The 12,828-nt window shown below is 51.4% G+C and carries 11 protein-coding genes, 1 rRNA gene and 1 pseudogene; all 13 read left to right on the top strand.

Annotated features, from left to right (window positions below; all coding sequences use genetic code 11):
- Nucleotides 1-115 precede the first annotated feature (115 nt).
- Nucleotides 116-856: a Spo0B domain-containing protein gene (locus HYD27_RS32205; protein WP_228745334.1), complete on the top strand. Its 741-nt coding sequence runs from the start codon at nucleotides 116-118 to the stop codon at nucleotides 854-856.
- A 15-nt stretch (nucleotides 857-871) separates the two neighbouring features.
- On the top strand, nucleotides 872-2,182 hold the full coding sequence (gene obgE / locus HYD27_RS25700; protein ID WP_219219965.1) for a GTPase ObgE: 1,311 nt from the start codon (nucleotides 872-874) through the stop codon (nucleotides 2,180-2,182).
- 293 nt (nucleotides 2,183-2,475) lie between these two features.
- Nucleotides 2,476-3,077: pseudogene (locus HYD27_RS32780) on the top strand (SPFH domain-containing protein); the annotation flags it as partial.
- A 75-nt stretch (nucleotides 3,078-3,152) separates the two neighbouring features.
- The gene (locus tag HYD27_RS32775) at nucleotides 3,153-3,629 is read left to right on the top strand and encodes a zinc ribbon domain-containing protein (protein ID WP_309242129.1); all 477 of its coding nucleotides are present in this window, start codon (nucleotides 3,153-3,155) and stop codon (nucleotides 3,627-3,629) included.
- Between the two features lie 12 nt (nucleotides 3,630-3,641).
- On the top strand, nucleotides 3,642-4,388 hold the full coding sequence (locus tag HYD27_RS25690; RefSeq protein ID WP_219219962.1) for a hypothetical protein: 747 nt from the start codon (nucleotides 3,642-3,644) through the stop codon (nucleotides 4,386-4,388).
- Between the two features lie 15 nt (nucleotides 4,389-4,403).
- Nucleotides 4,404-5,165, top strand: a complete 762-nt coding sequence (locus HYD27_RS25685; RefSeq protein ID WP_219219960.1) for a hypothetical protein — start codon at nucleotides 4,404-4,406, stop codon at nucleotides 5,163-5,165.
- A 211-nt stretch (nucleotides 5,166-5,376) separates the two neighbouring features.
- Entirely contained in the window at nucleotides 5,377-5,814 is a 438-nt protein-coding gene (locus HYD27_RS25680) for an ACT domain-containing protein (protein WP_219219958.1), read from the top strand.
- A gap of 184 nt (nucleotides 5,815-5,998) precedes the next feature.
- On the top strand, nucleotides 5,999-7,285 hold the full coding sequence (locus tag HYD27_RS25675; protein WP_219219956.1) for a homoserine dehydrogenase: 1,287 nt from the start codon (nucleotides 5,999-6,001) through the stop codon (nucleotides 7,283-7,285).
- Nucleotides 7,286-7,341: 56 nt separating this feature from the next.
- Nucleotides 7,342-8,322 carry a homoserine kinase gene (gene thrB, locus HYD27_RS25670; RefSeq protein ID WP_219219954.1) on the top strand — a complete coding sequence of 327 codons (981 nt, stop codon included), beginning with the start codon at nucleotides 7,342-7,344 and terminating at the stop codon, nucleotides 8,320-8,322.
- Complete coding sequence (gene pheA, locus HYD27_RS25665; RefSeq protein ID WP_219219952.1) at nucleotides 8,319-9,206, top strand: prephenate dehydratase; 888 nt, start codon at nucleotides 8,319-8,321, stop codon at nucleotides 9,204-9,206. Before thrB ends, pheA begins: the two co-directional genes overlap by 4 nt.
- 4 nt (nucleotides 9,207-9,210) lie before the next feature.
- Nucleotides 9,211-10,092, top strand: a complete 882-nt coding sequence (gene ilvE / locus HYD27_RS25660) for a branched-chain-amino-acid transaminase (protein ID WP_219219949.1) — start codon at nucleotides 9,211-9,213, stop codon at nucleotides 10,090-10,092.
- A 373-nt stretch (nucleotides 10,093-10,465) separates the two neighbouring features.
- Nucleotides 10,466-12,019, top strand: coding sequence for a LysM peptidoglycan-binding domain-containing protein (locus HYD27_RS25655; protein WP_219219947.1), 1,554 nt, complete (start codon nucleotides 10,466-10,468; stop codon nucleotides 12,017-12,019).
- A gap of 729 nt (nucleotides 12,020-12,748) precedes the next feature.
- Nucleotides 12,749-12,828, top strand: a 16S ribosomal RNA gene (locus HYD27_RS25650); the annotation flags it as partial.

The raw sequence follows: 12,828 nt of genomic DNA, 5'->3' as shown, positions 1-12,828 counted from the left end.
TAAATGCTGGTGATTGCAGCCAAAGCCTGTGTTATACTGGAAAATGGTAAATATCAAGCAAAGAGAAACAGTTAAATAGGCATGAATTTTGCGAACTGAGGGACGGGGAGAAAGAATGAAATCCTGGAAATGGTTGGTCTGGGCAGTCATGTTATCCGTATCGCTTCCTTTGGGTCTCTTGTATTGGCATACCTCCCTTTTCACTTGCCTGCTGCTCGGCGTATGGGTAGCTGCAGTGCTTGCTTTCAGCTTTATTTACAACCGGCGTCATTATGAAGAGGAACTGCGTATCCAGGAGAAGACTCTGCAGCTGGCGGCGAATCGGACACTGAATCATCACCGTCATGACTGGATGAATGATCTGCAGGTGCTTTACGGATATATCCAGCTTGGCAAGCCTGATAAATCCTTGGAGTGTGTGGGAAGAATAAAGGAACGGATTGCGCTGGACAGCCGGATCGCCAAGCTGGGTATTCCTTCGCTCGTGTTCTATTTGCAGTCCTTCCGCACCTTCAGAAGCAGCCTGGAGCTGGAAGTGCAGGTAGAGGAGGGTTTGCAGCTGGAAGACAAGCTGAGTCCGGCCATGGGGGAAGAACTGACACAGGCGATCATGCAGACAGTTAGGGCTTACCAGTACAGCGGACTTGCCCCGCAAGGCGACACACGGAAGCTCCGGCTTAGTTTTGCACAGGATGGAAGAGACATTCTCATCTCTTTCGAAGGCGAGGGCAATCAAGGCAATCCCGAGCTGCTGCAGGGACAAATTTATAATATAGTACAAGGCAAAATCATCAAAGCGGACCAGTCCGGGCAGGACAAAGCGTATGTTGAGCTGCGGCTGCCGCTGGAGATGTAGGGAAGGTGAACATGAATGTTCGTAGATAAAGCTAAGATTTATGTAAAAGGCGGTGACGGCGGCGATGGTCTTGTGGCCTTTCGCCGGGAGAAATATGTGCCGGAAGGCGGACCTGCCGGCGGTGACGGCGGACGCGGAGGGGACGTGATTTTCCGTGTCGATGAAGGGCTGCGCACGCTGATGGATTTCCGCTATCAGCGCCATTTCAAAGCGGAGCGCGGGGTAAAAGGGCGCAATAAAAGCCAGCACGGGGCGAACGCCGAGCATATGATCGTACGCATTCCTCCGGGAACCGTGCTGATCGACGATGACACCCAGGAAGTAATTGCCGACATGACCCGTCACGGGCAGCAGGTGGTGGTTGCCCGCGGCGGACGGGGCGGACGCGGGAATACCCGGTTTGCCACAGCTGCCAATACGGCGCCTGAGCTGGCGGAGAATGGCGAAGAAGGCCAGGAGCGGTATATTGTAATGGAACTCAAGGTTATGGCGGACGTGGGGCTTGTGGGCTTCCCCAGTGTGGGTAAATCCACCCTGCTCTCTGTCGTTTCGGCGGCACAGCCGAAGATCGGTGCATATCACTTCACAACCATTACTCCGAATCTGGGAGTGGTGGATGTAGGGGATGGCCGCAGCTTTGTTATGGCTGATCTGCCGGGACTGATTGAGGGTGCGAGCGAAGGTGTGGGCCTGGGGCATGAATTCCTGCGTCATGTTGAACGTACCCGTATTATCATCCATGTAGTGGATATGTCCGGCTCTGAAGGACGCGATCCCTTTGAGGACTGGGTGAAGATTAACGATGAGCTGAAGCAATATAATGCCAGTCTCATTGACCGTCCGCAGATTGTGGCGGCCAACAAGATGGATATGCCTGAATCAGAGGCCAACCTGATTGCCTTCCGCGGGAAGGTCGCGGAGCTCCGGCCGGATCTGGAGATCATGCCGATCTCCTCGCTTACCCGCCTAGGGGTGCAGGAGCTGCTCTACCGGGCAACTGATATTCTTGACAGCATTCCGGTAGCTCCGGTTGTGGAAGAAGTAGCGGAGACCAAAGAACGCAAGGTATACAAGCTGGAAGCGGAAGAGGACAATACCTTCACCATTACGCGCGATAACGAGGCCTTTGTGGTCAGCAGCCCGCGGATCGAACGGATGCTGAAGCGGATGCAGCTCAGCACACATGATGCCATTCTGAAGCTGGCCCGTACGCTGCGCCATATGGGTGTGGATGCCGAACTGCGCAAACGCGGTGCCGTGGAAGGCACCATTGTCCGTATCGCCGATTTCGAATTCGAGTTTGTAGAGAACAGCAGCTATTATTAAGTTTGCTGGCCGATTGAGGCTCCATGCCATACACCGACTGTGCTTTCCCGGAAAAGGGGGAGGCGCAGCCGGTGTTTTTTTTGAAAGATAAGAATTTATATGCTTCATGATATACATTAGCCTTATCTTTCCCGCTGAAACGGATACCGTCCTTATAAGGACGGCGAAGCCGTTTTCACTTGCAGGAAGAACCCAAAACCGCTTGGGGGCGTATACAATATAGCAGGGAAATTTTCCGGTAAAAAAACCGATATAGACTACATACCTATGATCAAGAAAGAAGGAACAGGCAGATGGCAATCATTGAAGTCGTGAAATATGACGGGCCTCCGGGCGTATTTGCCTGGAAGCATCCGAACCGGGAGCTGGGAACGTGGACGCAGCTGATTGTCAATGAATCCCAAGAGGCGATTTTGTTCAAAGGCGGTCAGGCGCTGGATTCATTTACGGCGGGAAGACATACGCTCAGCACAGCGAACATTCCGATTCTCTCCAATATTGTGAACCTTCCTTTTGGCGGCAAATCGCCGTTTACGGCGGAAATCTGGTACGTGTGAATTGGGGGACAAGCACTCCGCTGCAGCTTCAGGACCCAAAATACAAAATTATGGTCTCCGTCCGCGCCTTTGGGCAATTTGGAGTCCGTATTGCCGAACCGCGCAAATTTTTGCTGAAGCTGGTAGGGACGCTGCCGCAGTTTGATCAGAATACGCTTCTCAGCTATTTCCGCGGGCTGCTGATGTCCAATATCAATGAGCTGATTTCCACCTACCTGGTGCGCAAAAAAATCAGCATTCTGGAGGTCAATGCCTACGTGGCGGAAATCTCCAAGCATATTCAAGGCCGTCTGGCTGCAACCTTTCTGGAAAGCGGCATTGAGCTGAATAACTTTTATATTGATTCCATTAATATTCCTGATGATGATCCGGCAACGATCAGGCTGAAGGAAGCCTTGGCCAAAAAAGCGGAGATGGACATTATCGGCTTCACCTACCAGCAGGAGCGCAGCTTCGACACCATGGAGGAAGCTGCGGGGAATCCTGGGAATATCGGTGCCGGTATGATGAATACAGGCCTGGGTCTTGGAATGGGTCTTGGATTTGCCGGACCGGCTTCCGAGATGATGAACCGTATGGCCAGAGGCATCAATATGGATGGCGGAGGCTCCGCTGCAGACTTCCAGGCTAAGGCATGTTCAGGCTGCGGGACTGGCAATTCAGCCGCTGCCCGTTTCTGCAGCGGCTGCGGCCGCAGCTTTCTGCCGCCGCAGGCAGCAGGCGCACCCGCGAACGGCAATGTGTGCCGGAGCTGTGGAGGGCAGGCTGTGTCCGGTGCGAAGTTTTGCCCGCATTGCGGAGCAGGCCTGGTCGTTAATTGTACGGGTTGCGGGCATGTGCTGCAGCCGGGACAGAAATTTTGCGCGGAATGCGGAACGAGGGCTGGTTAAGGGGAGACGAACATGAACAAAAACAGAAAATATGCCGGTTTCATTACGTTGATTTATGCCGTAATTGTAATTCTCACCCTGCTGTTATTGATAATGCTTGGTTTAACAGATTCTCCGCTCCGTACGGCGGTGTCCATGCTTGCACTCCTGACTGCGGAAAGTGCGGTTTATGCCTACAGCCTCTGCTGGCTGCGAACCGTTGGAACCGCAAAGCGGACTCCGCCTGTGCTGATAAGCGGTGCTGTAATTCTGGCCGTATATACGGCTGTTGTGTTCTTTTCGACGATTGTACTTGACCGGATGCTGGCGCTGCAGCCTTACTGGTATGCCGCGGAGCAGCTAAGCGTTCTGATTCTGAGTCTTATTGCGCTGGGAGCTGTCGGGGTATACGGCTGGAATGCCGCAGCCCAGGAGCAGAAGACGGCTGATGTCACCCGCAGTCTTCGCCTTCACCAAATGGAGATGTCGGAAATCGCGGTCATCGCCCGCAGCTGGAACAATCCGGGAGCAGAGGGCTTGAAGGAGCTGCTCATTGAGCTTGAGGAGCAGTTCAAGTACAGCGATCCTATATCAAGCCCGGCAATGTATGAGACGGAGGATATCATCAGCCAGCAGATTTCCCTGCTTCATGATCATGTGGCGCTGCTGCTCACGCTGCGGGAACCTCCGGCTGATTGGAAAAGTGAGACGAGGGCATTAACCGAGCGCATAGCCTGCACACTCCAGCGGCGAAACCGGGAGCTTGCGGCACTTAAATAGGAGGAGTTGCACTGCATGATCATGCTGAATGAGCAGGAAGGCCAGAACGCTGTCCGCCTTCCTAAATATGACCGTACAATCTTTGATTACATTATTCTTGCGATAGGTTATCTTTTCATGCCGCTGGGGGTGGTGCTTGCTTTGCTGCGTATGATGGGCAGCCATTTCAAAAATTACCGCAAACCGGCAAACATCAGCCTGTTCTACCATGTTTTTGTCGGCGGGTTTGTGCAGATGACGGGAACAGTGCTCTTTACCTTGAACGAAGCTCCTGAAGATACAGCAACCTTCATCTCGCTGCTGGTTTCTTTTACGGTGATTCTGCTGCTGCCGGCTTCAGCCTTTGCCAGAAGTGCAGCCAAGGCCAGATTCAGATTCTCCCAGCTTGTGAAGCACTACATGCAGCTGATTAACGGTTCAGGAATACGTTACATCGGGAATCTTTCCGAACTGACCGGACAAAGTGAAAGCGATGTGCGCAGGGATATTCTGTATCTCCAGGGTCACGGAGTTCTGGCGCCGGAGCTTGTAATTAACGAGGGCCGTACAGCAGCCGCGCCGCAGAATCCTGTGCAGGAACGGCTCTCATCTTTCCATGGCCCGTTTGGAGGACAGCCCCAGGCTGCCCCGCAGACGGCAGCGGCGGCACCGCCGCTGTTGCCTAAGTCTGTCCGCTGTCCGGGCTGCGGCGCGCAGAATACCGTTTCTCCCGGCCAGCCCAAGAACTGTGATTACTGCGGAACGACTCTAGCCTATAGCTGGTTACTCAAATGCTGATGTTCATAAAGGGCCTCCCCCGGTCAATTCGGGGGTTTTGCTGCATCTATGCCGGTACCGTCCGGCAGCTCCGGGCTTGGACTCAGCTCAATGTTGCCTGGCTGCAACCGGGCATAGCCTGCTTTTATATGAAAAGTTGTTGCAATCTGTAGCGGCCATCCCGTATAATGTCCACTAGGTAAACACAAAAGTCTTTGGGGTGAGGACGTTCGTGAAAGAACGCTATTATTTGGTCCGCGAGGACATATTGCCTGACGCCGTGCTGAAGACCATGCAGGTCAAGCAGCTGCTGGAGGCGGGAGACGCCAAGACGGTACATGAGGGTGTAGAACAGGTTGGGCTTAGCCGCAGCGCATTTTATAAATATAAGGATGGCATTCATCTGATCCATCAGCTGGAACGCGAACGTATTGTGACGATCTCCATTGATCTGGAGCATGAGTCAGGGATGCTGTCCAAGGTGCTGGGATCTGTGGCTGTGCATGGAGCCAATGTGTTAACAATTCATCAGAGCATTCCGCTGCAGGGGCGGGCCAATGTGGTCATCTCTGTGGAAATATCGCATTTGAACGAGGAATTGGGCAATATGCTCGATAGTCTGAAGGCGATACCCGGAGTGAAGCGCGCCTTGATTATCGGGCAGGGGTAGAGTGCGTACGAGGGTGCAGGAAGCAACGCTTACAAACTTTCAGCGTATGCTTTCGCAGCGTGTTTTGTACGAAGCTGAATCAGGAAGCGATGCTAACAAAACTAAGCGCATGCTTCCGCAGCCAGTTTTATTGCGAAGAATATTCAAGAAGGTAATGCTGCATAAAACTTTTAGGAGGATTGTAATGAAGCCGGTCAAAGTAGGGTTGCTGGGTCTGGGAACAGTAGGTACGGGTGTAGTCCGTATCGTGGAAGGGAATCAGGAGGATCTGAGCAGCCAGGTTGGCTCGCCGATTCTCATTGAGCGCATTGCCGTTAAGAATACCGAGAAGCCCCGGGATATTGAAGTGGATGCCGCCAAAATCACCGATGATCCCTGGGAGGTTATCCGTGACCCGGAGATTGATGTCATTGTTGAAGTGATGGGCGGAATTGCAGGAACGAAGGAGTATATTCTTGAGGCGCTGGAGCGCGGCAAGCACATCGTAACCGCCAACAAGGATTTGATGGCGCTGCATGGCTCGGAGATTCTGGCCAAGGCTCAGGAAAAGCAGTGCGACGTGTTTTATGAGGCAAGTGTGGCCGGAGGGATTCCGATTATCCGCACGCTTATCGAAGGCTTTTCCTCGGATAAAATTGTAAAGATTATGGGCATCGTAAATGGGACTACCAATTACATACTGAGCAAAATGAGCCAGGAGGGCGCGTCATATCATGATGTGCTGAAGGAGGCACAGGAGCTGGGGTATGCCGAATCTGACCCGACCTCCGATGTGGAAGGCCTGGATGCCGCCCGCAAAATGGCTATTCTTGGGACTCTGGGCTTCCGTACCAATGTTGAGCTGAGCGATGTCAGCGTCAGCGGAATCTCCGGGGTGAGCAAGGAGGATATCGCTTTTGCCAAAAGACTGGGCTATGAACTGAAGCTGCTGGGCATTGCCGAAAGCAAGGACGATGAATTCAGCATCAGCGTGCAGCCAACCATGATCCGTGCCAGCCATCCCATAGCTTCCGTGAACGGTGTATACAATGCGGTATATGTATATGGCCAAGCCGTGGGAGAAACCATGTTTTATGGCGCCGGAGCAGGTGCAATGCCTACAGCTACCTCAATTGTGGCGGATCTCGTCGCAGTTATTAAGAACCTGAAGCTGGGTGTTAACGGCCTGAAGCAGATTGTTCCGTACAAACAGAAGAAGCTCAAAAGCGATGAGGATATCTTTTATAAAAATTTTCTTCTGCTGCATGTGGATGACAAGGCAGGCGTGCTGGCCAGGATTACCCAGGTTTTTGCCGAGTATGATGTCAGTCTCGATTCGGTGGTGCAGCAGGCCAATCCGACTAATCCGGATGCGGAGATCATTATTGTGACGCACAATGCCAGTAAAGCGAGTATGAATAAAGTAATGCGGCATCTGGAGCAGCTCAAGGTTATTCACCGGATTAAGAGCCACTACCGGGTAGAAGGATAAATCTTAAGTCCCTGCCCCCAGCTCCACGCAAAAATAATGAAGGAGATCTACCAGCTATGAGTATGTACGGAAGGTCTAGAGTTAAAGTGCCCGCCAGTACCGCCAATTTGGGGCCGGGCTTTGATACGCTGGGCATGGCGCTTTCACTGTATGCCTGGATTGAAATGGAGGAGGCTGAGGAAACAGTATTTCATCTTTACGGGGATGAGATGGAAGGCATAGCCCGGGACAAAAGCAATCTGCTCTACCAGGTAGCGCAAATGGTTTTTGCAGAGGCGGGTGTAGACGTCCCTGAGCTCTCCATCTCCATGTATTCCGATATTCCGCTCACCCGCGGACTCGGCAGCAGTGCATCGGCGATTGTCGGCGGGATGGCGGCAGCGAACGCTATGATTGGTTCCCCCTTGGACAATGCCAAGCTGTTCGATATGGCCGCTGCCTTGGAAAAGCATCCCGACAACGTCGGCGCTTCACTCTTCGGAGGCATTATCACCGCTGTCTGGGATGGCGAGCACGCGGATTATATCCGGATTGAGCCGCCGCAGGAGCTTGAGGTTCTTGTGGTCATTCCCGAATTTGAGCTGGCAACGACCAAGGCGCGCGGTGTTCTCCCGTCTGAGATCTCTATGGGTGATGCTGTATATAACATCAGCCGGACCTCTCTGCTGACGGCTGCCTTGGCTGCAGGCCGGCTGGATCTGATCGGCCGGGCCATGCAGGACCGCCTGCATCAGCCCTACCGCGCACCGCTGGTGCCCGGCATGGAGAAGCTGCTGGCCGAAGCGACCCGGCATGGGGCGCTCGGCATTGCCCTGAGCGGTGCTGGCCCCACACTGCTGTGCATGGTTGAACGGCAGGAGAGCCGCAAGCTTGAGCTTGAGCTTTTTTTGAAGCAAACGATGCAGGAGCATAATATTTCCGCACGTACCTGCTGGCTGCCGCCTTGTACTTCGGGGGTAGCCGCAGAGCTGGTTGAAACAAAGCAGATGCAAAACGAATCATTTTTGGATATGATAAAAGGAGAAAAACAGTCATGAAATCAATAGCAGTGTTGCCGCAGGGCTCGGTATCGCACGAAGCGCTGCTGCATTTATTCGGTGATGAGCCTGTAAATATTGAGCATCATAAGCTGATCTCCGATGTTTTTCTGGCTACGGCCAACGGGGTGACCGATTACAGCGTGATTCCCATTGAGAATACAATCGAGGGTTCGGTAAGCCTGCATATTGATTGGCTCATTAATGAAGTGAACCTGCCGATGCAGGCGGAGTGGATTTTTCCTTCCATACAGAATCTGATCAGTAATCCTCAGGAATTTACGGATGCTGAAGGCCAGAAGGATTATACCAAAGTGGTCAAGATCCTGTCCCATCCCGTCGCGATGGCGCAATGTCTGCAATTTATCCGTGATCACGCACCTTGGGCTGAGCTGGAGTCTGTCGGAAGCACTTCCGAAGCTGTGGAGATCGTTTCCGGCAATCCCGGCAAAGGCTGGGCTGCGATCGGTACAGCTCTGGGTGCGGCAACGCATGGGCTTGAGGTTGTAGAGCGGCAGGTTACGGACCATAATAACAATTACACGCGTTTTGTGCTCGTGGGCCATGAGAAGCTGGAGCTTCCCCGGAAGAGCAGCGGGGACAAGACCAGTATCCTGGTGACCCTGCCGGAGGATTTTCCGGGAGCCCTGCATCAGGTGCTGGCTGCATTTGCTTGGCGGCGGCTGAATTTATCTCGTATAGAGTCACGGCCGACGAAGAAGAAATTGGGTACTTATTACTTTTATATTGATGTGCTGGAACCGATAGAATCGGTCCTGCTGCCCGGGGCGATTGAAGAGATCAAAGCCTTGGGCTGTCAGGTGCGGATTCTGGGCTCCTACCCCACATACACCTATGAGGAAGAGAAAGCGGAGGTGCAGTAAGTTCATGGCTGAGCAATGGATATATCTGGATGGACAACATGTAACAAAAGAAAATGCAAAGGTATCCGTGTTCGATCACGGATTTCTATACGGAGACGGCATATTTGAAGGGATCCGTATCTACAACGGCAATATTTTCAAATGCAAGGAGCATCTGGACAGACTGTATGATTCAGCGAAGTCCATCATGCTGGAAATTCCACTGAGCTATGATGAAATGCTGGAAGCCATGGCCGAAACGATTCGTCTCAACGAAATGCGCAATGGATATATCCGTCTGATCGTTTCCCGCGGCCCCGGCAATTTGGGTCTGGATCCCCGCCGCTGCCCCACAGCCAGCGTCATCATTATTGTTGAACAGCTGGCCATTTATCCGGAGCAGGCCTACCTGAACGGACTTCGGGCGGTTTCCGTCTCGCAGCGCCGCAATATCCCGGATGCGCTGAATCCGAAGATCAAATCCCTGAACTACCTCAATAACATCCTGGTCAAGATCCAGTCCAACTTGGCGGAGGCCGACGAGGCGATTATGATGAATGCTCAAGGTTATGTAACCGAAGGCTCCGGCGACAATATTTTTATCGTTAAAAGAGGCATTGTCTACACACCTCCTTGCTACCTGGGAGCGCTTGAGGGGATTACCCGTCTGGCAATCATTGAGCTATGCGCCAAGCTGGGTCTGACTCTGAAAGAAGAGCCGTTCACCATGCATGATGTGTATATTGCGGATGAAGTATTCTTCACCGGAACAGCAGCTGAAGTTATCGCAGCACGGGAAATCGACGGACGCATTATCGGCCCAGGCCATGCAGGCCCAATTACACTGCAGCTGCTTGAGGAATTCCGCAATGTTGTGGACAAAGACGGCTATAAGGTTTGGGAATAACCTGGTTCAATCCAAATCTCTCTTTACACGACAAATCCTTTCATGCCATGCATGAAAGGATTTTTTTTGCATTAGGGATGTCAATCGCCCATGGGCTGCATAAGATGTAGTAACGAAGGAGGCGGCTGTACCGCATATAAAGATGCTGGAGAGCAGAGTGGCCTGAGGAAGGCTTTCGGCACCGGAGTTTGCAGCATAGCTGTGCAGAATGCATGGCTTCAGGACATTAGGGGTATGCTTCTGGGCTATTATTTTAGTACAACGTCGTTCACAGAAGTATAGGCTCGCCAAACTTAAGCATATGCCTTCGAAGCAATTAGCAAAGCGGTTCGTGGGTGTACTGCTCAAAAAAAATTTAGGAGGTTATTCCTGCGTGAAAATACACATTGTCAAATCAGGCGATACGCTGTATGCATTATCGCAAAAGTACGGAGTGCCGCTGCAAAAAATCATTGAAGCCAATCCGCAAATCACCAATCCGGATGTGCTTGCCATTGGTGATAAGGTCAAAATACCTTCGGCTGCTGTCCCGGTTCCGGAAAATAATGAGGTCTACTACAAACATACCGTCAAGCAAGGAGATACCTTGTGGAAGCTGTCCAAAGCTTGGGGAATTACTCTGAAGGATATGATTGATGCCAATCCGCAGCTCAAGAATCCCAATGCCCTTTTGGTTGGTGAAATTGTCAATATTCCTAAGAAGGGGACCCCCTCTGCTATTCAGCCCCAATCCTCCAGCAATGCTACTATAGTCGACAAAACAAAGCTGGGGGCAAAAGATTACACGGGAGTGAAAGAGCAGCCGCCTGCTGCAACACCTGCACCGAATAAAGAGCCTGAAGCAGCTCCAATAATAAACAAGGCTCCAGAAGTGTCACCTACTGTGAACAAGGCCCCTCAAGTGTCGCCTGCTGTTAACAAGGCTCCAGAAGTGTCGCCTACTGTGAATAAGGCCCCTCAAGTGTCACCTGCTGTGAATAAAGCTCCAGAAGTGTCGCCTGTTCACGAAATGATTCATGAAAAACAAAGTTTATTTGTGCAGATTTCAGTTCCCGCCCAGGAAGCAATATCTTATGAGACGCCTGAAGAAAAGTCCAATTCAGAGGTTCAGCCAACTTCCTGGCATGAAAATAAGGCAGCGTCATGCGACAATACATTCGGCTATCCGGGGTTAAATACCAATCCATATTTCATGGATTGTCCGCCAGCTTATCCGCTCTATGAACCTATGGCTGTTATGGGGATGAACTCGGCGCCGAGCTATGCTCAACCAGCGAGCTATATACCGGAGTATGCTTCACCGTACGGCGTGTACCCGGCAGCAAATTACCCTGGGGCTTGGTATCCCAATGCAGCGCCTGAATATACCAATGTCAGCCCAGTTAATGAAAACTCATCTTATGCTCCCCAGTATGGCGGGCAATCCATGAATTTGCCATGGCCATCATGCGGTTGCGGTGCGGGGGTGCCGTTACAATCAGTTCAACCGTATGCTTATGAGCAGCCCATGTTCAATAATTATCCCGGTTATATGCAGCAGCCGGTGCCCGGGATGGTCTCACCGTATGGAGTGGATATGCCTTCCCAGGCTAACGCAGTATCACCAAGTACTTTTGCAGCTCCTATAACCTCTAATATTCCAGCCTATCCAATATATCCGGCGGTAGAGAATCATGCGCATAACCGGGTACCCGAAATTCAGGAGCCTGAATTTATTGAGCAGGAGCCAACGCAGGCGGTGGAAGCAGGCCGTTCTGAGACCGCGGTGAAGAGCAAGGGCGGGAAGGCAAAAGCATCTGCGGCAAAAGTCAAAACTTCAGGTCAAAATACGAATAATACCAGCAAATCATCCGCGAAGCAGCGGACCAATCATAGTGCCCGCAAAAGTACAGCGAAGAAAAGCAAAAATCCATGGATTTCGAACTAAATAGATTGAACTTAAAACATCATCGACAAAGGAAGAGTGGCGGAAGGGAAGTTTGGAACTGCAGGAGCGGAAGCGTCCGCCTTTGTCTGCGGATTTCCACCGCGGACAGCGGTATTGAATCAAGAAATCTGCAGGGCGGGCAGCGGCCGGAAATCCAAACATTCTCTGGAGTCACGACCGAACCTAAACTATAACAATCACAAGTTCAATCTATATAAATTACTTATAAGCTAAGATGGTTTTCTTCAAGCATGCAGTCCTGCATGATCTAGTGCAGCGCTGCATGCTTTTTGTCTGTGATTCGTTATAGGTGAAAAGTCATATATATTGAAGCAATGGAGCTTAAGAACTGATTTGGAGTTTGTGAACATTGGGGGTTGTTTTTGATGGGTAATCCATGTTATATTATAATTCCAGTCGCAAACGGGATTATGAAAGTTTGAAGATTGGAATCATGGAGATTGATTAAAAGCTTAACACACTGCAAAAGAAAAGTGTTGCTTTGGATCAGGAAACGTGATATATTATAAAAGTTGCTGGTGACGAGATAATTGGCGCCGACAACGAGCTTGATCTTTGAAAACTGAACAACGAGTGAGTATCGGAATTCACTCCGGTGATTCCAAAACCGGTGGGTTTCATAGCGTCTTGGACGCTTGAGGAATTCATCAAGAGAATGCAAATTCTCGTCAGATGTTTCAAAATGAGCAATCGCTCTTTCTGAATACCAATTTGGAGAGTTTGATCCTGGCTCAGGACGAACGCTGGCGGCGTGCCTAATACATGCAAGTCGAGCGGAGCAGGAATGG

The organism is Paenibacillus sp. S150 (assembly GCF_019352175.1).
Classification (GTDB): domain Bacteria; phylum Bacillota; class Bacilli; order Paenibacillales; family Paenibacillaceae; genus Paenibacillus_AQ.
The sequence above is the reverse complement of the archived record's forward strand: the minus strand, read 5'-3'. Positions and strand labels throughout refer to the sequence as shown.